Annotated in this window: 23 protein-coding genes; 12 read left to right on the top strand and 11 right to left on the bottom strand. The window is 68.2% G+C overall.

Going from position 1 to position 20,132, the window contains the following annotated elements; all coding sequences use genetic code 11:
- Positions 1 to 2: 2 nt before the first annotated feature.
- The 6 genes from ACIRRA_RS04440 to ACIRRA_RS04415 all read right to left on the bottom strand — a co-directional run bounded on the left by ACIRRA_RS04440 (position 3) and on the right by ACIRRA_RS04415 (position 5,327).
- Positions 3 to 467 carry a DUF2231 domain-containing protein gene (locus tag ACIRRA_RS04440; RefSeq protein WP_402762958.1) on the bottom strand — a complete coding sequence of 155 codons (465 nt, stop codon included), beginning with the start codon at positions 465 to 467 and terminating at the stop codon, positions 3 to 5.
- A gap of 130 nt (positions 468 to 597) precedes the next feature.
- Positions 598 to 1,407 (bottom strand): hypothetical protein, encoded by an 810-nt coding sequence (locus ACIRRA_RS04435; RefSeq protein ID WP_402762955.1) that lies wholly within the window; start codon positions 1,405 to 1,407, stop codon positions 598 to 600.
- Positions 1,408 to 1,662: 255 nt separating this feature from the next.
- On the bottom strand, positions 1,663 to 3,267 hold the full coding sequence (locus tag ACIRRA_RS04430; RefSeq protein WP_402762953.1) for an alpha/beta hydrolase: 1,605 nt from the start codon (positions 3,265 to 3,267) through the stop codon (positions 1,663 to 1,665).
- A 449-nt stretch (positions 3,268 to 3,716) separates the two neighbouring features.
- Positions 3,717 to 4,025, bottom strand: a complete 309-nt coding sequence (locus tag ACIRRA_RS04425; RefSeq protein WP_402762950.1) for a hypothetical protein — start codon at positions 4,023 to 4,025, stop codon at positions 3,717 to 3,719.
- A 106-nt stretch (positions 4,026 to 4,131) separates the two neighbouring features.
- Positions 4,132 to 5,076: an acyl-ACP desaturase gene (locus tag ACIRRA_RS04420; RefSeq protein ID WP_402762947.1), complete on the bottom strand. Its 945-nt coding sequence runs from the start codon at positions 5,074 to 5,076 to the stop codon at positions 4,132 to 4,134.
- A 26-nt stretch (positions 5,077 to 5,102) separates the two neighbouring features.
- Positions 5,103 to 5,327: a hypothetical protein gene (locus tag ACIRRA_RS04415; protein ID WP_402762944.1), complete on the bottom strand. Its 225-nt coding sequence runs from the start codon at positions 5,325 to 5,327 to the stop codon at positions 5,103 to 5,105.
- 252 nt (positions 5,328 to 5,579) lie between these two features.
- On the opposite strand from ACIRRA_RS04415, the gene ACIRRA_RS04410 reads away from it, so the two are divergent.
- Complete coding sequence (locus ACIRRA_RS04410; RefSeq protein WP_402762941.1) at positions 5,580 to 6,617, top strand: YbhN family protein; 1,038 nt, start codon at positions 5,580 to 5,582, stop codon at positions 6,615 to 6,617.
- Positions 6,618 to 6,651: 34 nt separating this feature from the next.
- On the opposite strand, the gene ACIRRA_RS04405 is transcribed toward ACIRRA_RS04410, so the two are convergent.
- Positions 6,652 to 6,906 carry a hypothetical protein gene (locus ACIRRA_RS04405; RefSeq protein WP_402762938.1) on the bottom strand — a complete coding sequence of 85 codons (255 nt, stop codon included), beginning with the start codon at positions 6,904 to 6,906 and terminating at the stop codon, positions 6,652 to 6,654.
- 93 nt (positions 6,907 to 6,999) lie between these two features.
- On the opposite strand from ACIRRA_RS04405, the gene ACIRRA_RS04400 reads away from it, so the two are divergent.
- Positions 7,000 to 7,353, top strand: a complete 354-nt coding sequence (locus ACIRRA_RS04400; protein ID WP_402762935.1) for a YggT family protein — start codon at positions 7,000 to 7,002, stop codon at positions 7,351 to 7,353.
- Here ACIRRA_RS04400 and ACIRRA_RS04395 read toward each other — a convergent pair.
- Entirely contained in the window at positions 7,343 to 8,590 is a 1,248-nt protein-coding gene (locus ACIRRA_RS04395; protein ID WP_402762932.1) for an MFS transporter, read from the bottom strand. The two genes, ACIRRA_RS04400 and ACIRRA_RS04395, sit on opposite strands and share 11 nt — an antisense overlap.
- A 125-nt stretch (positions 8,591 to 8,715) precedes the next feature.
- Between ACIRRA_RS04395 and ACIRRA_RS04390 the strand changes: the two genes are divergently transcribed.
- Genes ACIRRA_RS04390 through ACIRRA_RS04380 form a run of 3 tightly spaced genes read left to right on the top strand, consistent with a single transcriptional unit; the run spans position 8,716 to position 10,626 of the window.
- Positions 8,716 to 9,681, top strand: coding sequence for a LysR family transcriptional regulator (locus ACIRRA_RS04390; RefSeq protein ID WP_402762929.1), 966 nt, complete (start codon positions 8,716 to 8,718; stop codon positions 9,679 to 9,681).
- A complete protein-coding gene (locus ACIRRA_RS04385; RefSeq protein ID WP_402762928.1) occupies positions 9,678 to 10,190 on the top strand; it encodes a DUF664 domain-containing protein in 513 nt (170 codons plus the stop codon). Before ACIRRA_RS04390 ends, ACIRRA_RS04385 begins: the two co-directional genes overlap by 4 nt.
- A 31-nt stretch (positions 10,191 to 10,221) precedes the next feature.
- Entirely contained in the window at positions 10,222 to 10,626 is a 405-nt protein-coding gene (locus ACIRRA_RS04380; protein WP_402762926.1) for a VOC family protein, read from the top strand.
- 13 nt (positions 10,627 to 10,639) lie between these two features.
- Here ACIRRA_RS04380 and ACIRRA_RS04375 read toward each other — a convergent pair whose 3' ends face one another.
- Together ACIRRA_RS04375 and ACIRRA_RS04370 are read right to left on the bottom strand one after the other, a co-directional pair.
- Positions 10,640 to 11,617, bottom strand: coding sequence for an oxidoreductase (locus ACIRRA_RS04375; RefSeq protein ID WP_402762924.1), 978 nt, complete (start codon positions 11,615 to 11,617; stop codon positions 10,640 to 10,642).
- A 528-nt stretch (positions 11,618 to 12,145) separates the two neighbouring features.
- Positions 12,146 to 12,922, bottom strand: a complete 777-nt coding sequence (locus ACIRRA_RS04370; RefSeq protein WP_402762923.1) for a GntR family transcriptional regulator — start codon at positions 12,920 to 12,922, stop codon at positions 12,146 to 12,148.
- Between the two features lie 154 nt (positions 12,923 to 13,076).
- Between ACIRRA_RS04370 and ACIRRA_RS04365 the strand changes: the two genes are divergently transcribed.
- Positions 13,077 to 14,525, top strand: a complete 1,449-nt coding sequence (locus tag ACIRRA_RS04365) for an ABC1 kinase family protein (RefSeq protein ID WP_402762920.1) — start codon at positions 13,077 to 13,079, stop codon at positions 14,523 to 14,525.
- Between the two features lie 39 nt (positions 14,526 to 14,564).
- On the opposite strand, the gene ACIRRA_RS04360 is transcribed toward ACIRRA_RS04365, so the two are convergent.
- Complete coding sequence (locus ACIRRA_RS04360; protein WP_402762918.1) at positions 14,565 to 14,825, bottom strand: hypothetical protein; 261 nt, start codon at positions 14,823 to 14,825, stop codon at positions 14,565 to 14,567.
- Positions 14,826 to 15,122: 297 nt separating this feature from the next.
- Between ACIRRA_RS04360 and ACIRRA_RS04355 the strand changes: the two genes are divergently transcribed.
- The 6 genes from ACIRRA_RS04355 to ACIRRA_RS04330 all read left to right on the top strand — a co-directional run bounded on the left by ACIRRA_RS04355 (position 15,123) and on the right by ACIRRA_RS04330 (position 20,078).
- On the top strand, positions 15,123 to 15,689 hold the full coding sequence (locus ACIRRA_RS04355; protein WP_402762916.1) for a DJ-1/PfpI family protein: 567 nt from the start codon (positions 15,123 to 15,125) through the stop codon (positions 15,687 to 15,689).
- Between the two features lie 231 nt (positions 15,690 to 15,920).
- A complete protein-coding gene (locus tag ACIRRA_RS04350; protein ID WP_402762913.1) occupies positions 15,921 to 17,066 on the top strand; it encodes a TDT family transporter in 1,146 nt (381 codons plus the stop codon).
- A gap of 160 nt (positions 17,067 to 17,226) precedes the next feature.
- The gene (locus ACIRRA_RS04345; RefSeq protein ID WP_402762911.1) at positions 17,227 to 17,799 is read left to right on the top strand and encodes an RNA polymerase sigma factor; all 573 of its coding nucleotides are present in this window, start codon (positions 17,227 to 17,229) and stop codon (positions 17,797 to 17,799) included.
- Positions 17,796 to 18,491 (top strand): Rieske (2Fe-2S) protein, encoded by a 696-nt coding sequence (locus ACIRRA_RS04340; protein ID WP_402762908.1) that lies wholly within the window; start codon positions 17,796 to 17,798, stop codon positions 18,489 to 18,491. The genes ACIRRA_RS04345 and ACIRRA_RS04340 overlap by 4 nt, the downstream gene beginning before the upstream one ends.
- Before the next feature lie 115 nt (positions 18,492 to 18,606).
- Positions 18,607 to 19,107 carry a cupredoxin family copper-binding protein gene (locus ACIRRA_RS04335; RefSeq protein ID WP_402762905.1) on the top strand — a complete coding sequence of 167 codons (501 nt, stop codon included), beginning with the start codon at positions 18,607 to 18,609 and terminating at the stop codon, positions 19,105 to 19,107.
- Positions 19,108 to 19,175: 68 nt separating this feature from the next.
- Positions 19,176 to 20,078 carry a metallophosphoesterase family protein gene (locus tag ACIRRA_RS04330; RefSeq protein ID WP_402763690.1) on the top strand — a complete coding sequence of 301 codons (903 nt, stop codon included), beginning with the start codon at positions 19,176 to 19,178 and terminating at the stop codon, positions 20,076 to 20,078.
- The last annotated feature ends 54 nt before the right edge of the window (positions 20,079 to 20,132 follow it).

Raw genomic sequence — 20,132 nt, 5'->3', positions numbered from 1 at the left:
CGTCAGTGGTTGAGCACGCCGTTCCACACCGCGTGCGCCCCCGAGTCCCCGACCCGGTAGGTCTGCCACCCGGCCGCCGCGCCGCTCGCGATCACCAGCAGTGCGATCACCGCCAGCACCGCCCGGCCCACCGGCTTCTCACGTCCGCGCCACAGATGTACGAAGACCAGCAGCACGGCCGAAACCAGCAGCGGCGCAACGAAATACAGCATCTGATGGCCGAGCCGCGCGTGCTCGTCCACCACCGGGGGATTACCCAGCTGCCGCTGGAACCACTCCCCCGCATCCACGGTCACCGGCGTCAATGCCGTCACCAGCACTGCCAGCACGGACGTCGGCCAGATCAACCGGCTGCGGGCCGCGGGCCACAGTGCGCACAGGATGAGCAGCCCCGCGGTCAGCGGGACCAGCACGACAATCACATGCACCAGCAGGACATGGGCGGGCAGCCCATTGAATGTCGACATATATCGGCTCTTTCGAACTCGGCGAACGAAGCCCGGCGTATCAGAACAACGTAGGCCGGGCCCTGCCGGTTCGCTTCGGACCCACGGTCGTACGGCGAGTTCGGATCGAGACCGTGGGTCGTGCGAGCAATCAGTCGGTTTCGGTGGGCACCACGATGCGAGAGATGAGCTGGGTGGGCGCCTCGTCGCGGCCGGGCATCGACTGGGCGGCGACCGGCTCGGCGCCCCCCGGCGCGGCGCCCTTCGGGGCGACGGTCTCGGGTGCCGCGGACGCGGCAGCAGGCTCGAGCGCCGCGGGCCCGGGGCCGGCGACGGCCTCCGGCGCGGGCACCGGGAGCACATCCACGATCTGGGGGGCCGGATTGTCCTGGGCCGGCGTCGCGGGCAGATCCGGCATGGAGGCCAGGGCGGCGGCCGGGTCCAGATCACGGGCGGCGGGCGCGTCGGAGTTCAGCGCGGCCAGACGGCGGGCCCGCAGGTCGCCGCTCAGCGCCGTGGTCACCTGATCCGGCGATCCGGCGGGGGCCTGGACGATACGGCGGGTCGGGACATCCTCGACCGGCGCGGCCTCGGCCCCGCTCGGCAGGCCGGAGCCGGCGGCGAAGCCGAGCACCTCGTACTGCGTGCCGATCGTCATGACGGCCGAGTTCTTGTCGTGCGCAATGTATCCCTGGTTGGTGCCCATGACGCGGCGCAGCGACTCCAGCCAGCGGTGGTCGAGGACGCGGCAGTCGGCCCAGGGGAAGTATTCCAGCCCGGTGCGGAGGTAGAAGCGGTCTCCGATGCGCGCACCGCGCAGCAGCTCCAGCAGCCAGGCGTCGATGAGATTGGGCTGGGCATTGCGATAGATGCGGGACTGCGGGGGTACGGAACCCTTCGCGAATTCCCCGAAGGAGTTCAGCAACTCACCCGGAAACTCTTCTAACTTCCCAAAACCCACGACATCTAAACCAAGAAGTTGCTCCGGAAGTTGGGCTGCGATCCTGCGCTCGTCGTGCAGTTTGAACTTCCTATTGATGTTCTCAGTGCGCATTTGTCTCCGACTTCCCATTCCAACCTCACGGAACCCTAGCATGAACCCGACCGTTTCAAACCAGTTTGGTCGGCCGCCCAGAGCCGTGGTACGGACACTCCCGCAACGAATCCGCAACCAGCAGTAACGGCTATCACGACGCAACGAACCGCCCGTTCGGGATCATTTGCCATAGCGTCCGGCGATGATTTCCCCCTGATGCCACAGGCCCGGATTCGCAGGCTCCCAGTAGTTTCCGTGTGACACGACATCGAACGGCAGGGCCCGCAACACGGGAAGATCGATAGTGGCCCCCGAAGAAGTGAAAACCGTTGCGCGAAATTCGCGATCGACCGGATCGACCCCATGGAGAAACTGTCCGAACTTGGGCACCGGATCGGCGGGGTCGGCAGTGGCATAGACATGCGCACCGTTGTGGCCCGCAGGAATACCCGTCAAATGCAATTTCGAAACATCATCAACACCGACCCCAGGACTTCCCACGAACACCACATCGTCGGCCGCCAAGGAGTTCGCTCCACTGGCCGCCGCTCCGATCAGAGTGCTCCCGTAGCTGTGCCCGACGACCGTCTGATGGGCCGCGAGCCCCGGGTGGCCGGCCCGCAGGCCACTCTCGAACCGATCCAGCGCGGGCGCGCCCGCCCGAGCTCGGCGATCGCGCGCCGCCTGGGCCAGATCCGGCGGTGCGTCGTACCCGTACCACGCGATGACCGACGTCCGCGCGGCCGGATAGGCCCGCTCCGCCGCATCGAGCAGCGCCTGCACGCGGTCCACCCCGAGACCGATACCGGTCAGCGACGATCCGGTGCCGGGAACGAACGTCGCGACATTCACCGCGGTATCCGGATTGTTCAGTGCGATCGCGCCGTGCCCGTTCCGGTCCACCGCCAGCACAAGTCGCCCCGAGCCCGCGTCCGCTGCTCGGTCGGCGAGCGCCGCGTACCCGGCATCGCGCGTCCGCACCTCCTCCCGCGCGGCTTCCCATTCCCGCAACCGAATCCAGCCCGCGCTGGTGGTCGGCAGGTTCTCGTGACGCGTCCAGTCCCGGTGCCGGTCGGCCAGCCGCCGATCCTCCGCCGCGGCCTCGGCTCGCAACCGTCGTAAGGCGATCCGGTTGTAGTGGTCGCGGGCCAACGCCGGCATCCCATCGCGGTCCCCGAGCAGCGGATCGGCCGCGAACAGCGCGTCCTGATCCGTGGGCGTGAGCGACTTCCACAGCGCACAGAGCGCTTTCGGGTCTTCCGGAAGTCCCGCGGTCCCGTCGAGAATCCCGGCGACCCGCGTGCTCGGCCCGCCACCCGTCGGATCCACGGCCAACCCCGCCAGTGCCTCCGCCACCGTGCCGAGGCGGGCCCCGACCCGCTCGTCGATCTCCCCCGCGAGATCCAGCAGGGGCACCAGGCGGGCCTGCACTTGCTTCGCCCTTGCGTCGAAACCCGCCTGGAAGATCAAGTCCAGCGCCGGGTTCCCGGTATCGGAGCGCGGCCCGCAGACCGTGCCGTCCTCCGCGATCCGGCAGCCGGTGGCCCGGGCCTCGTCGGCGAGCTGCCCGACCAGCGCACACACCCGGTCGAGCGCGCCCGCCTCGGCGAACGCGTCGGCGATATCGAGCAGTGCCGCACCAAGATGGTTCGCCGCCAGCTGCGACTCCCATGCCCGCAGCGCGGCCACCGTCCCGGCCGCCCCCTGCCACCCGCCAATCGTGACATCGGCCAGGCGCCCCACCCGTGTCATGGCCCCGGAGAACGCCGAATCAGCGACCGCCACACCCGAACTGGAGCGGATCGCAGCTTCCGGCTCCCACCCCCGCACTTGCGAAAACCCCGCCCGTACCATCGCGCCTCCCCACGCAATCCGTTCCGATTCGCGAAATCCGCACTGCCGCACGACCGACGCACCCGGATCACACGATGGCCTGGCCGAGCCCTCATTCCGACGGCCGGCGAAGCACACGGTGTCGGCCCAATGGCTCAGCGTGATGTCTCGCGGTATCACCATCCCGCACCGTCCGCCGGCCGCTCGCGAAGCCGGGCGCACGGCGCGATACCCGGACGGTCACATGCGCAAGCGTCCCCGCACTGGGCGCCCGGCCCGCACGGCGCGTCATTTGCCCACCCCTCGGCGACGAACGCCGAATCGGCAGGTGCCGATGGCGAATACCGTTCAGCAGGAGGCGAGTTCGTTGTTCGTGCGGGTGCCGGACCGGGCGAGGCCGGTCAGGAGGCGCCGTGCAGGTAGCCGTCCAACTGGGTTTGGAGGGCTAGTTCGCTGGCCTCATAGGTGGTTGCGGTGTGGGCAGTGGTGTCGGCGAAGGTGCGGAGATGGGTGGCCAGCCTGCGGAGGGCGGCGAGGAGTGGGTCGCCGACGGTGACGGCCGCGGCGCCGATCGCGGAATTCGGCATGGCCCGGCCGACTTTCGCGATCAGGTCGACCGGGTCGATGGCCGAGATGGCCGCTGCTTCGGAGTGGATGCCCGCCGCCATGATTCGAAGCGCCGTGATGTCGGCGCGCAGCATGTCTGTCATGCCTCCCCCTTCGTGTGGACCACACCCTAGCGGCGGCGGGGCGGGAGGGCTCGGCGAAAATGCGGGGGCTGGGGACAGCACGGTGGCTGTTCACATGTGGTGTGTGTCAGGTGGCGGCGGCCCGGCGGGCGGCATCACGGGCGAGCGCGCGATCGCGCTGCTCTTCGAACCGGACCACATCCTTGCCGAGTTTGTCCAGGTACGTGGCCAGACTGTCACGGATCTGCTCGCCGCGCGCGGTGAAGTCGGTGCGCTCGAAGATATTCCACATGCGCAGCACCGGGAGGATCACCTCGTCGAGATGCTGGCGCAGATCGTAGATGCCGTGCTTGGCGATGAGGACGCTGTTGCGGCGGAAGTCGGGCATGCCGGCACCCGGCATGCGGAAGTTCTCGATGACCGCGGTGATCGCGGCCAGTGCGTCGTCCGGGACCAGGTCCAGGGCCGCGCCGCAGATATTGCGGTAGAAGACCATGTGCAGGTTCTCGTCGGTGGCGATACGGGCGAGCAGGCGGTCGGCCACGGGGTCGTGACAGGCCTTGCCCGTATTGCGGTGGGAGACACGGGTGGCCAGCTCCTGGAACGTCACGTAGGCGACGCCGTGCAGAACGGCGTGGTCACCGGTGCCGGTGGGGTTGTCGACACCGGTCCCGACGCAGATCATGCGGGCGTGCTCGAGCGCCACCGGATCGACGCCGCGGGTGACCACCAGGTAGTCGCGGATGGCGATCCCGTGCCGGTTCTCCTCGGCGGTCCAGCGATCCACCCAGGTGCCCCAGGCGCGCTCGCGGGTGAATGATTCGGAGATGAGCCGGTGGTAGGAGGGCAGATTGTCCTCGGTGAGCAGGTTGGTGATCATGGCGGCCCGCGCCGCCTCGCTGAGCCGGGATTGCCCGGGTTCCCAGTCGATCCCGCCCAGGGCGGCGAAGTTGCGCCCCTCGTCCCAGGGCACATAGTCGTGCGGGTGCCACTCCTTGGCCAGCGAGAGGTGGCGGTTGAGATTCGCGTCCGCCACCGGTTCGAGTTCGGCAAGCACTTCGCTCGCGGTCATGGAATTCGCCACGGCATGTACCTGCCCTACGACTTGATCCCGGCACTCCCCATTGCCAGCGAGCCTACCCGGATCTGCGGCGAATCGCCGTGGCGCTCTTGGAAGACGACCGTTCTGTCGATTGCCGGAATCCGGGTGACCGACACCGGTGGGCAGGCCAGATTTTCTCCGTCTACGACACCGGACTCGTTTTCGATCTTAAAATCGTGTTCAATGAACCCGGCAATCCCATTGCCTTCGGTTCGAATCACCGATGGTCCGCGACTGCGGTCCGGACCAGGTAGTCCTCGCCCGCCAGGTGCCGGCTACACACGCCAGCAGAACAACCAGTCCGATAGGAAACGCCGGATCCGGCAGCGCCGTGATCAGGAGGCGGGTCCCCGGCAACACGCCACGGACCAACCGGGCAACGCGAATTCACGCGCCACCGACCGCATCGATGTTGATCTGCGCAAATGCGATTCACCGGCGAAAAAGATATCTGCGATACCTGAGGAGGGCAGATGGCGGCCGTTCCCGCATCTGCGAGAAAGGCACTACCCACCATCGTCTTCACCGTGCTGGTGATGGCCGCGGCGGTCTGGCAGCGCAATGCGGTCCTGACCGGCGTCCACGCCCTCGCCGGAGCCGACCCGCGCTGGCTGCTCCTGGCCGCACTCGCCACTCTCGCCCTCTGGCCTACCTCGGTTTTCATGCTGCGCGGTTCGATACCCGCCGAAACCTCCGCCCGGCAGCTGTTCGCCCTCCAGCTCGCGGTGCCCGCCATCGGCCTGGTGCCCGCGGCCTCACTGCTGCTGCGGATGCGGTTTCTGCGCCGCACCGGACTCAGTCACACCGGCGCGGTGGCGTCCATCGCGCTGATGGGATTCGCCGCGCTGATGGTGCGGGTTCCGCTGGTGGTGATCGCGGCGCTGGCCGCGCCGGGCCTGATGAGCCGCAATGGCGCGCAACCCCCGTGGCACGACCTGGGTACCCGCGCTTCGGCGTGGTGGCACCACTTGATCGGGGGAAATCTCTGGCACACAGCCGCGATCATGATCATCGCCGTACTCGTGGGAGGCATCGTTCTGGCGGTGACCGGCCGGGCCATGAACCGCCGGATGCAGGCGCACGGCGGCTGGCGGCAGCTACCCGCCCGCATGCGGCACGCGCGCTCGGATGCCGAACTGGCCTGGAAATCGGTAGCGGCCACCGCTGTCCGTCCCCGCCGTGCGGCCGCCCTATGGATCTGTGCGCTGATCCAGCCGCTGCTCATGGTGGTGGCGCTGTGGGCGGTGCTGCACGCGGTCGGCGCGAACCTCAGCCTGCCCGACACTTTCGTGGTGGAACTGGTGACCGTGGCGCTGGCCCCGCTGTTGCCCTCCCCCAACGGGGTCGCCACCAAGGAGATCACCATCGCGGCAGGTCTCACCGCCGTCGCGGGCCTGACCGGCGGGGTGGCGGTCGGCGCGGCCCTGGGATTCCGGCTCCTCACCTTCTGGTGCCAGATCCCGCTGGGCCTCGCTTCCTTCGCCTATCTGAACCACCGCCGCGCCATTTGAGCGCGGCCCGGAATCGGTTACCGATCTCGCGGTATCAGTTGTCGATCTTGCAGTCGATGGTCGCGAACTTGGCGACCCCGCCCCACTTGGTCTGCGCGACGCCCTGCGCCTGATACTTCCCGTGTTTGGCGTCGACCGTCACCGCGGGCAGCTGGTCTCCCGCCCACGTCTGCGCGGTACAGGTGTAGGTCGGGACGGCGGCCTGGGCGGACGCGGCATCGACAGACGCCAGGGCCGATGACATCGCGGCGACGGCCAGGGGCAGGCCGGCCAGGTACTTCTTGCTCACGGCGACTCCTTGTGCGATCTCGGGGTGAGCTGGGCGAGCAGCAGCCCAGATTCTCGCACGGCTGCGGCGAGCCCGCCGCCGAACCTTCCGATCATGGCCGACGATGAGGGCACTTTCGACGATGTTGCGGCGTTGATCAGCCTGAGGGCGGCCACTACGAAGGAGTTCGCCATGTCATTCCTCGGTTCCCTGCTCGGGCTCGCCCTGACGCTGTTCATGCTGCTGCTGATAGCCCGCCTCATCATCGACTGGATCGGCGTGCTCGGCGACACCCCACCGGCCCTGCGGAAGGCTCGGGACGTCGTCCATCGCCTCACCGAGCCGGTGATCGCGCCGGTACGCAAGGTCCTGAAGCCGGTCCGGCTCGGCGGCGTCTCGATCGATCTCGCCTTCACCGTGGTGTTCATCGCGGTCCTCGTGCTGCGCACGATCGCCTTCAGCTTGTAGCGGCGGCCACGGGCTCGACGACGGGGAGGTCGGGAAAACGCTTGGGGCGCAACAGCGGAATTGTGGCGAGCATGAGTAGGCCGGCGAGAGCGATGGCCATGCGAGGGCCGGTGAGGGCGGCGAGTACGCCCCAGAGGGCCGTCATTGCCGCGGTATTCATGTTGCTGGTGATCGACCAGGCCGAGAGCATGCGCGTGGTGCGGTCGGGTACGGCGTGTTCGAGGCGGAAGGTCGCGTAGACCGGATTGAAGACTCCGCAGCAGGTGATGAGGCCGAATTCCACCACGATCACCACCAGCAGGCCGGCGAGGCCAGGGCCGATGCCGGCGAGGGCGGGCACCCAGCAGGCACGCAGGATCCCGGCGGCGACCAGCACCCGGCGCTGACCGAACCGGCCGACCAGCGGTGTCGCCAGCCGCGAGCCGATCAGGCCACCGAGGCAGGGAATGCCGAACGCGAGCCCGTACTGCCAGGGCGCGAAGCCGAGATCGCGCAGCATGATGACGGCCAGCAGCGGTGAGGTCGCCAGGATCAGGCCGTTGACCAGGATCGTGTTGACGAACAACGGCCGCAGCACGCGGTGGGTCAGGATGTATCGCCAGCCCTCGACCAGGTCGCCCATCCGGAAGCCGCCGCTCCCGCTCGGCGCGGGCTGCGGCTCGCCGCCGCCGATGGCCCGAATTCCCAACGCGGACAACAGGAAGCTGACGGCATTTGCCGCCACGGTGACCACCGGTCCGAAGATCCCGATCGCCGCGCCCCCGAGCGGCGGGCCCAGCACGCTCGCCGTCCACATGGTCGATTCGAATCGCCCGTTCGCCAGGAGCAGGTCCTCCTTGGGCAGCAGGGTTTTCAGGTATGCCCCCGACGCCGCCCGGAATGCGATGTCCGAGGCCGCGACGATCACCGAAACCACCACCAGCTGCGCGAAACTCAGCACGCCCGCCACGAATGCCAGCGGCACGCTCAGCACCACCGCGAAGCGCACCACATCGGTGCCGATCATCACCGGCCGTTTGCGCCGGAATTCCATCCACGGTCCCAGCGGTATCGCCACCACCGCGCCCACCGCCAGTCCGGCGGCCGCCAGCAGCGACACCTGCCCGGGCCCGGCGTGCAGGACCAGCACCGCGATCAACGGGAAGGCGTCGAAGGCCAGCCACGATCCCGCCGTGCTCACTGCGAAGGCCGTCCACAACCAGCCGAACCCGCGTCCCAGTGACCGCCTGCCCGTCATACCGCCCGCCTCGTGCTGTCCCGCCGTCGTTGTCCGGCAAGATCGAAGCAGACCCGCGACCTCGGGATCAAACAACCGAGCCGCCCGCGAGCCACAACCGGACGTTGTGCGCATACTCTCGTCGCATGGATCTCGAGGCCGTGCGCACCTTCGTCGCGGTGGCGGACGCGGAACGTTTCCAGGACGCCGCCACGGATCTGTCCATCAGCCAGCAGGCGGTCTCGAAACGCATTGCGGCCCTGGAGAAGACGTTGGGCGCCCGGTTGTTCACCCGCACGGCGCGCGGCGCCCGCCTGACCCTCGACGGGCAGGCCTTCCTTCCCCATGCCCGCACCCTGCTCCACACCGCCGAACGCGCCCTGGCCTCGGTGAGCCCGGGCCGGCGGGCGCTGCGCGTGGATGTGGTGGGTCGCCAGCTCGCCCCGGCCGGGCTGCTGCGCGACTTCCACCGCGCCCATCCAGATTTCGAACTGGACGTGGTGCGGCTCCCGCACGCCGGCGCGGCCATGGAGGCGCTGCTGGAGGGCTCGGTGGACGCCGCGTTCCGCTGTGTGCCCGCGCCGGGGCATGCACTCCCCGAGGGCCTCGAGGCCACGCCGATCTTCGACGAGCCGCTGGAGCTGCTCGTCGGCCCAGCCCACCGGCTGGCCAAGGCGCGGACGTTGTCGCCGGAAGATCTGGCCGGCCATCGCATCTGGATGCCGAGCCTGGTGAGCGGTACCGAATGGTCCGCCTATTACGCGTCACTCGCCGCGGCCTTCGAGCTCACTATCGATTCGGTCGGCCCGAATTTCGGTCTGGAGCCGCTCCTGGACGCGGTCGCCGATTCCCCGGAGGTCGCGACGCTGGTCGGCGAGGACACCCGTTTCCTCTGGCCGGACACCCACGGTCTGCGGCGGGTGCCGCTGCGTGACCCCACGCCCGTCTATCCGCACTCCCTGCTCCAGCGCACCGCGGACCCCCATCCCACCCTGGCCGCGCTGCGCGGCCATCTGGCCGGCGCGGTCGTGGACCGTCCCGGCACTTGGGTTCCGGACTGGGCGCGCGCCTCGGAACAACCTCCGGCCCGTGGTGATTGGATGAGTGCATGACGAGCGCTGACTTGCTGGTGGACTCATTCGGGCGGATCAAGGAGAACGTGCACGGCGCGGTGGCCGGGCTCACCCCGGTCGAACTGGCCGCGCGGCCGGACGGGGATTCCAATTCCATCGCCTGGCTGATCTGGCATCTGACCCGCGTGCAGGACGATCACATCGCGGACGTGGCGGGCCTCGAACAGGTGTGGACGGCCCAGGGCTGGGTGAAGCGATTCGACCTGCCCTTCGACGATTCCGCCACCGGATACGCGCACAGTTCCGCCGAAGTGGCGCGGCTGGACGGCGTTTCCGCCGACCTGCTGCTCGGCTACTTCGACGCGGTGCACGACCAGACCATCGGGTATGTGTCCACGCTCACCGACGCCGATCTCCCCCGCATCGTCGACACCCGCTGGGATCCGCCGGTCACCCTGGGAGTCCGCTTGATCAGCGTGGTCGACGACGACATCCAGCATTCCGGTCAGGCGGCCTACATTCGCGGAATGCTGTTGCGCCGCCGTTGATCTTGTTGCGGAACCCACCGAGAATGCGGATATGGCATTCACCGTGGACCGTTTCGATCATGTGGTCATCAACTGTCTCGACCCGGTGGCGACAGCCGACTGGTATGCCCGCGTGCTGGGCATGAGCGTGGAGCGGTTCGGCCCCGCCGGACGGCTCGCGCTCACCTTCGGGAATCAGAAGATCAATCTTCGGCCGGTCGGCGCGCTGGACACCGATCCGAACTGGACCACCGGGGTCACCGAAGCCGCTGGGGCACAGGACCTCTGCTTTGTGACCACGGCCGCGCCCGAGGCGGTCGCGGAGCACCTGACCGCGTGCGGGGTCGAGATCGTCAACGGCCCGGTGGTCAAGATCGGCGCGCTGGGTGAGATGGTCTCGCACTACTGCCGCGATCTCGACGGGAATCTCATCGAGATCGCGGTCTACCCGTCCTAGTCCCGGCCGCCCCTCAGGCCCACCGGTAGTCGACGTCGGTCAGCTCTGCGCTGAGCCCCCAGAGCTTACGGGCCTGGAATCGGCTGTAGGCGAGGGGATTTCGCAGGGTGCGACGGGGATACCCGAAGGCCTCGAAGGCCGGGCCGCAGTAGGAGTTGCCGGCCAGGCCGGGCATGGTCGCCGCATACAGTTGCGGCAGGGCGCCCTTGGCGTCGGATTGCCCCAGCGAGAACAGCATTCGCTGCTGGATGGCCGCGAAGGCCGCCGCCACACCTTTTTCCGGACCGGAATCGTAGAGATTCGTCGCCGACAGGCCCGGATGCGCGGCCACTGCGGTCAGCGTCGACCCGGCGGCGCGGGCCCTACGCTGCAATTCGGCGGTGAACAAGAGGTTGGCGAGTTTGGATTGACTGTAGGCCAGCCAACGGCTGTACACCACACGCCAATTCGGATCGAGCCAGTTGATCAGGCCGCCCCAGGCGGCGATGGACGACACGGTCACCACGCGAGCTTCGGGCGCGCGTAGCAACTGGGGCAGCAGGAGTCCGGTCAATGCGTAGTGGCCCAGGTGATTGGTGCCGAACTGCGCGTCGAAGCCGTCGGCGGTGCGCTGATGCCGTGGCAGGGCCATCACGCCCGCATTGTTGACCAGGATGTCGATGGGTGTGCCACGTACGTCGAGGTGGTCGGCGGCGCGGCGGATGGAGGTCAGGTCGGCCAGATCCAGCGGCAGCACTTCGGGTTCGGCGCCGGTGGCCGCGGCACTCACCTGCTCCAGTGCCGCTGCGGCCTTGAGCTCGTTGCGGCAGGCGAGCAGTACGTGGGCGCCCTTGGCGGCCAGGGCTTCCGCGGTGCGCAGGCCGAGTCCGCTGTTGGCGCCGGTGACCACGGCGGTCCGGCCGGTCTGGTCGGGGATGTCGTCGATGGTCCAGCGGCGGGCGAGCAGGGGCGGGCTGGTCACGGTCGGCCGGTTGGGCAGCGCCTCGGTCATACGGTCGTTCTCCTCCTCGAATTTCCGTCTGAGACAATGTACCTCGCCACAAGGGACGGCGCAGTTCCGCGAGCGGAGTGGACCAGCCGGGACCAGATCCCGACTCCATTTTGTCTGGGACAATCCCCGGGAAGAGAGTCCATCATGCTCGCCGCCATCATCGTTATCATCGTCGTCGCAGCGGGAGCGATCGCCGCGACAGGACGGTGCGCCGGTCCACTCCGCGCGGCAGCGTCCACGTCTTCGCCGTCCTCGTGGATTGTGGTGCGGTTCGTCATCGACCACCACGTTTTCCTCGGAATGGCCCGGGAAGCGGCCGCGATAACGCCCCAACGTCGAGGACTCCAAACATATTGGGAGCCGCCGGAATACGATGGCCTCCACAACCCATATCGATGAGGAGACAGATCCATGACCGTCCATCCACCCGCCGAGCCACCCACCAAAGGCAACCGGGTGATCCTGGCGGTGCTAGCGCTGGCCATCATCGGCACGCTCGTGGCGGCGGCCATGGCGACCGCCGTCTGATCAGGCGGACGCGCTCTGCCGGTGCACCGCGGAATCCAGGCCCTTACCGAGCAATTCGTCGAATCTGGCCAGCACCTTCTCGTGGTACATGGCGAACAGATCCTCGAACAGCGCCAGCTGCGCCTGGGACGGACCGGCCGTGGATTCCCACACCGCCAGCAGCGCCCGCCACACCAGTACGTGCAGATCGGCGGAGACCGCGAAGTACGCCTCCACCGCCTTCGGCACCTCGAACAGCATCTCCCCCACCGAATTGAGCACCGCGCGCTGCATGGTGTGGCCCAGATCGGTGAGCACCAGGCGCACCAGGCCGGCCTCGAGCTCGAGCATGCGGGTGTGATCGGGTTCGGCGCTGCGGGCCTGGGTTTCGAGTTCATCGACCGCGGCGGTCAGCACCGCGGGCTCGATGCCGCGCTCGGCGGCGGTGTAGTCGAGCAGTGCCTCCAGCACGATGGCGCGCTCGGCCGCCACAATATTGCCGAACATCTCCGCCGCCATCTCGGGCGCGTGCATGGACAGCCGGAACAACCGCCGATACACATCCACCCCGCCCGCACGGCGCACATCCCGGACGGTGAAACCGCGGCCGCGATGCGCGTCCACGAAACCGTAGGACTCCAGACGGCCCAGCACCAATTGCGCTGTGGCCCGGTTCATATCGAATTCCTCGGCGACCTGGCGGACCGACGGCATCAGATCACCGGGCGCGTACTCACCGGTCGCGACGCGGCGAGCGAGCTCGTCCGCGACATCGGACACGACCGTCTGGGCACCCATCCTGTCACCTTTCGACAACTTTCGGATACGTCCCAGACAGTTTAGACTTTCGTGTGCCAAACTGCACGTGCATGCGCCGTGGCGGCCACCCATCGGACCTGGTGAGGGCCATACCGGACGCCGGCGCGGTGCCGCGCACACGACGAGGTGAGCAATGTCGATTCGGCGTATCGGGGAACGGTCGGGGGGCGACGGGGGCAGGCCGCCGGTTCGCGGCGCGGTCCGCAATGCGCGAATCGCCGGCCTTCCGGTCGCATTCGCGGGCCGGCAGGCCGCCGGGGTCGGCAAGCGGGCCCTCGGCCGATCCGCGGCCGAGGTGGACTTCGAGATCCGAATGCGCACCGCCCAGCACATTTTCGAGGTGCTCGGCGAATTGAAGGGCTGCGCCACCAAACTCGGGCAGCTGCTCTCGCTCTACGAGCTCGCGCTGCCGTCGGAGATCGCATCGCCGTATCGGACCGCGCTCACCCAGCTGCAGGATGCTGTGCCCATCATGCTGCCCGGCACCGTGTACGAGGCCATGGCCGCGGGCATGGGCGAGAACTGGCGCCGGCACTTCACCGAATTCGACGATCGGCGGGCCGCGGCGGCCTCCATCGGACAGGTGCATCACGCGGTGTGGCGCGACGGGCGGCCGGTGGCGGTCAAGGTCATGTATCCGGGCGCGCACCAGGCGGTACTCGCCGATCTGGAACAGCTGCGCCGACTTTCGGTGCTGGCCACGGTGTTCGCGCCCGGCGCGGACGTGCCCGCGGTGACCGAGGCCATCTGCACCTGTGTGGCCGACGAACTCGACTATGCGGCCGAGGCCGACCATCAGCGGCGTTTCGCCGAGGCGTACGCGGACGATCCGGATTTCGTGGTGCCCGGCGTGATCACGCAGCGTGGCGATGTGATCGTGACCGAATGGCTCACCGGCACACCGGTTTCGCGGATCATCGAATCCGGTGCGCCCGAGGAGCGCAGCCGGGTCGGGATGCTCATCATCCGCTTCCTGCTGTCGACCTGGTCGCGCACCGGCCTGCTGTACTGCGACCCGCACCCGGGCAACTTCCGGGTGCTGCCCGACGGGCGGCTGGGCGTGGTGGATTTCGGGGCCTGCACGCCCTGGCCGCCCCCGGGCTTCGAGGAACTGGTGGGCGAGGTGATGGAGGCCGCGTTCAACGGCGGCATAGCGGAATTGGACGCGGCGGTGCGACGGCACGGCTTCGTGCGACCCGGACGCAACTACGACGTGGCCGCCCTGGCCGAGGGTCTCGACGCGGTCGGCGAACCGCTCACCGTGCCGACCTTCCGGCTCACCACCGCCTGGCTGCGCGGCCACGTCCGCTCGGTGCTGGCACCGCGGTTGTCCAATGTCCACCGGCAACTGGACATGCCCGCGTACTTCACCCCGTTCGCGCGCTGCTTCCTGACCGCGCTGGGCGTGGTGTGCCAATTGGAAACCGACGGGCCCATCCGCGCCGAATTCGCCCGCTGGTCACCGGAATTGGCCGCGGTCTTCGACCGTTACGACACCCGCCATGCCCAGCCCACCGACCTGGCCGTCGTCCGTCACCTGCGCCCGGCGCCGCCGGATCGCCGCGCCTCGATTGTCGGCTGAACTCCCCGGTGACACCACGGGCTGCGCGATTCCCCCCCATCACAACGGGTCTCGCGCCTCGGTGGCCCGACTGCGACGAGGCCGGCATGAACGAGACTCCTGGCCTGCGCTCATCCCCGCATGCTCGCTGGTTCTGCTGGTCGGGGTGAGGGCGAGCGGCCGCCAGCTTCCATTGGCGGCATTGTCGCGCGGTGCGTACAGACACATGGCGAGATCGAACGTCCCGGACGATGGGATCGGCAGCCAGTTGCCCAGGGGGACTTCGGGTCCGGGCTTGGCGGCCTGCCGGACGAGATCCACCGAACCAAGGCCAAGCCCGCGCAGTAGCTAATTATTAGCGTACTTCCCGGGCATCTCCGGTTCATGTCATACCGATCATTCAGATCCCGTACACCACCTCGTATTCGATGCACGCAATCGCCACATCATCGTTTCCTATCGATCGGATATGAGATCGGTAGCGAACTATTGACGAAACGGGCATGCGCGTCCTCGGACGTTCAGCTTCGGGCCATGTCACCTGATGACGACGATCAGGTGTCGCGAAAAGGGGCTGGGCGATGAACGGTGTCGATACCATTCTCTGGGAGGTGCGCCATGACGAAGGTGCTCTTGATCACCGGGGATGCCGCCGAGGACCTCGAGGTGATGTATCCCTATCAGCGACTGCTGGAAGAGGGGTACGAGGTCGATATCGCGGCTCCGGCTCGGAAACGGCTGCAGTTCGTGGTTCATGACTTCACCGAGGGGTTCGACACCTACACCGAGAAGCTGGGGCGGACCTGGCCCGCCGACCTGGCGTTCGCGGAGGTTGATCCGAGTCGGTATGCGGCGCTGGTGATTCCGGGTGGGCGGGCACCGGAGTACTTGCGCGGGGATCAGGACTGCCGGCGGATCGTCCAGCACTTCGCGGAAACGGACAAGCCGATCGCGGCGCTGTGTCATGGACCGCTGATCCTGGCCGCAGCGGGGGTGCTGCGGGATCGATCCTCGAGCAGTTACCCGGCGCTCGAACCCGATGTGGTGGCGGCCGGAGGGCAATGGGTCGACAGCCCGGACCATGTCGACGGCAATCTGATCACCGGGCGCGCGTGGCCCGACCATCCGCAGTGGATGCGCGCCTTCCTCGACGTGCTGCGTAAATCCTCTCCGCCCACCGCCTGACCGCCGTAGTTACCCGCTGAGGTTGTTCGATCCCGTCTCGGCGGTGGCAGCCCTCGCTTGCCTCCGGCGAGGCGCAGGTCCGGTCGATGGGGCGACCACCGGGTCGCGGTCGTCCACACCGGAACGGCCGGCGAGGGTCATAGGCCCGACCTGTGGGGCATAGAACAGGTCTATGGATGCATCGAATTGTGGGTGCTACCGGGGGAAAGCCGGTCACGCGAGGGTTGAGGCATGACCACAGTGACCTTTCGCAGGACCGCCGATGCTGCTTCCGCCGCGCGGGTGGACGCCTCCACCGCGGCGCGGGCGGGTCAGCGGGAGCCGCTGCGGTACCTGGCGCCGAACTGGTTCGCCGTGGTGATGGGTACCGGCATCATCGGCAATGCCGCCGCGACGCTGCCGTTGCAGTTCCCGGGCTTGCGGGCCGCCGGCACCGTGGTGTGGGCGCTGGCCGCGCTGTTGCTGACCGTGCTGGCCGGAGCATGGGTCCTGCACTGGCGGCGGTATCCCGAGGAAGCGCGCGGGCACGGGCTGCACCCGATCATGATGCAGTTCTACGGCGCGCTGCCGATGGCCCTGCTCACCGTCGGCGCGGGCACCCTGATGCTCGGCAAGGACGTCATCGGGCTGACCGCCGCCGTGACCGTCGACTGGGTGTTGTGGTCGGCCGGAACGGTTTTCGGCCTGATGACCGCGGCCGCCATTCCCTACCGGATGATCACCCGGCACACTTTCGATCCCGACTCGGCCTTCGGCGGCTGGTTGATGCCCGTGGTGCCGCCGATGGTGTCCGCCGCGCTGGGCGCACTGCTGGTGCCGCACACTCCGGCCGGGCAGCTGCGGCTGACCATGTTCGTGGCCTGTCTGGCCATGTTCGGACTGAGCCTGATCGCCTCGCTGGTCACCATCACCCTGATCTGGTCGCGGCTGCTGCATCACGGCCTGCTGCCGGCCGGGATGGTCGCCACCGTCTGGCTGGTGCTCGGTCCCCTGGGCCAGTCGGTGACCGCCGCGGGCAGCCTGGCCAACGTCGCCCCCAGCGTCGTGGATGAACGCACCGCCGCCGGGCTCGATGTCTTCGCTGTCCTCTACGGCGTTCCCACCTGGGGATTCGCCATGCTGTGGCTGGCACTGGCCATTGCCGTCACCCGGCACGCCCGCACCTCCATGCCGTTCAACCTGACCTGGTGGGGCTTCACCTTCCCGCTCGGCTGCTGTGTCACCGGCAGCACCGCCCTCTACCAGCACACCGGCGCCGACCTGCTCGCCGTCGCCGCCGTGGGCCTGTACGCACTGCTGGTCGCCGTGTGGGCCGTGGTCGCCGCCAAGACCGTGCACGGCGTGCTGCGGGGTGATCTCCTGCGACCCGTGCGCTGACGGCGCGGTCAGCGTACGTCCCGGGTGGATCCGGCCGGATCCGCCCGGGACGAATTCGCTCCGATACCGCCGAAACGTCTCCGCTGTAACCACAGCAGCTATCTACTGACAGACGTGAACACGCGTCGATGTATTCGTTGGATGCGGGAAGCGGCGGTTCATGGTGCGACGGGTCGAAACCGGGCACCGGACGCAGCCTGTCACGAGCTCGAGCTCGGGTCGGGAGTTGCGGCTGGTGTCCGGTGACAGCTACGCAGGCTGGGAAGCGGTGTACCGGGACAATGTCACCTGGGTGTACGCGTTGATGTTCGGCAAGGTCGGCAACCGCGCCGACGCCGAGGATCTCACCGCCGAGGTGTTCACGGCAGCGCTCAAACCGCTGCGCATCACGGCGAGCGCACCCGAGGTGCGGGCCTACCTGCGCGCCACCGCGCGCACGGTGCTGGCCGCGCACTGGAAGGCGCGGATGGGCCGGGAGATCACCGCCATCGAGGGCGATATCCCCGACGAACCGCCCGAGGAGTTCCACGACTCCGGGGCGGAGGCCCGCGCCGAGGCGGTGCTGGCCGAACTCCCGGACCGCTACCGCCGCATTCTGGAACTGCGCTTCCTCCAGGGTCTTTCGGTCCGGGAGTCGGCGCAGAGCCTCGGTGTGACGGTGGCGAATGCGAAGGTGTTGCAGCATCGGGCGTTGCAGATGGCGTCCCAGCTGAATGAGCGAGGTGTGCGGTGAGCGGGCGGGAAGTGCGGCGGTTCGTCGACGAACTACTGGCCGGCAAGAAGTCCACGGGCTTCCGGCCCGATGAGGCCGAGGCCGAGGAGATGCGCACGGCCATCGAACTGCGGGCCGCGCGCCTGGGCAGTGACGCGCCCAGCGAGGAGTTCCTGAGCAGTCTGCAGCGCCGGCTCGCGGCCGAGATGGACGACGAGCCGACCCCCCCGCACTCGGCGAACGGTTACCGCCGCCGGAACCTGTTGATCGGCACCTCCGCGGCCGCGGCCGCCGCCACGGTCGGGGCGGTGGTGGATCGGACCCTGATCGGGCACGGGCAGCCTGGCTCCCCGCCCGCCGCGAAGCAGGCCCCGCTGTCCCCCAATACCGGCGCGTGGCTGCCGATCGCCCGCTCCTCGGATCTGCCGGAGGGCGCGACGATCGCCTTCGATGTCGGCACCGTCAATGGATTCGTGCGCCGCGACAAGGGAAATCCGGTCGCGGTTTCCGGCGTGTGCACGCACCAGGGCTGCAAGCTGTGGCTCGACGCCCCGGCCGAGCGCCTGCGCTGCCCGTGCCACTCCACCTCCTTCTCCATCGAGGGCGAGGTGGTCACACATCAACTGCCGGTGGCGCCCGCGCCCTTGCCCACCGTCCAGGTCCGCGAGAACAACGGCACCATCGAGGTTTTCGCGCCCACCGAGCCCGCCTAGTCCTCCAATAGTGCTCGCGCACAGCGGTTTCTGTCCCTTGTAACCCCCGCCCCTATCTATGGATGACCGGTTCGCAGCAGCGAACGGAACCATCCCGGATGGAGGCCCGGACCCCATGACACCCACCCGCAGCCGGCGGCGCGCAGCCGTCGCCGTCACCGTCGCCGCGGCAGCCCTGCTGACGGCGAGCGCGTGCAGCTCGAGCGGCGGCGGCAAAGCCACGGACAATGCCACCCCCGGCTTCACCTTCGCTTCCGGCACCGCCACGCCCGGCATGGTGCCGGACGGCGCGGGTCCGGCCATGCCCGGCATGACGACGTCGGGGGCGGCCACGTCCGCTGCTGGGGTCCCCGCGGCACCGGCCGGACCCGATGCCGTCACCATCGACAATTTCGCCTTCGGGCCCAGCTCGCTGACCGTCAAGGTCGGTACCACGGTGACCTGGACCAATCACGACGAGGAACCGCACACCGTGGTCGCCGACGACGGCAGCTTCCGCTCGCCGACGCTGGGCAACAACGCGACCTACACCTTCACCTTCTCGAAGGCGGGCAGCTTCGCCTACGTCTGCTCGATCCATCCCTTCATGCACGCAACCGTGGTGGTGACCCAATGAACACTCGCAACCCGGACGACCGGTACACGGACTTCGAGGACGAGGACGCGGCCCGCGATCCACAGAAGATGACCCGGCGCCAGCTCATGCGGCACTCCGCCTGGTTCGGCGCGGCGGTGGGCCTGGCGGTGGTGGGCGGCGAGGTGGTCTCGCACGTGGCCGGCACCGCGCTGGCCGCGCCCGCCCGGCCCACGCTGCGGTTCGCTCAGGTCAGTGACAGCCACATCGGTTTCACCGGTACCGCCAACACCAGCGTGACCGATACCTTCACCGAGGCCATCTCGCAGGTGAATTCGCTGGGCTACGAGCCCGACTTCGTCATCCACACCGGCGATCTCACGCATCTGGCCACGGCCGAGCAGTTCGATCAGGTCCATCAGATGATGCAGGGGATCAAGACCCCGCACGTGTTCACCGTTCCGGGAGAACACGATTCGAGTGATGACGGCGGTTCCCGATACCGGTCGACCTTCGGGAACGGCACGCGCGGGAACGGCTGGTACAGCTTCGACATCGCCGGCGTCCACGTGATCGGACTGGTGAATACGCTGAATCTCAAGGATCTCGGGCATCTCGGGCAGGACCAGCTGGACTTCGTGCAGAAGGATGTGGCCGGATTGTCCAGTGACACACCGATCATCGTGTTCAGCCATATTCCACTGTTCGCCATGTATCCCCAATGGGGCTGGGGCACAGACGATGCCACCCAGGCGCTCAGCTATATGAAGCGGTTCTCCTCGGTCACCTGCCTCAATGGCCATGTGCACCAACTGTTCACGAAGACCGAGGGCAATGTGACGTTCTACAGCGGCACCACCACGGCGTACCCGTTGCCGAAACCCGGTGATGGGCCCGCACCCAAGCCGGTGACGCTGCCCGCGGGCAAGTTGCACGACGCCCTCGGCATCCGCGAAGTCACGTATCAGAAGGGTCAACAGCAACTCGCTATCAAAGAACAATCGCTGAAATGACCACTGCCCAACGGCGTGTCGCGCGCGGTTCTCACATCGTTGTCATTTCGTCAG

Origin of the sequence: Nocardia sp. NPDC101769 (assembly GCF_044766925.1) — a bacterium.
Taxonomy (GTDB): domain Bacteria; phylum Actinomycetota; class Actinomycetes; order Mycobacteriales; family Mycobacteriaceae; genus Nocardia.
Note: the sequence above shows the minus strand (reverse complement) of the source record. Positions and strands in the feature narration are given on the sequence as shown.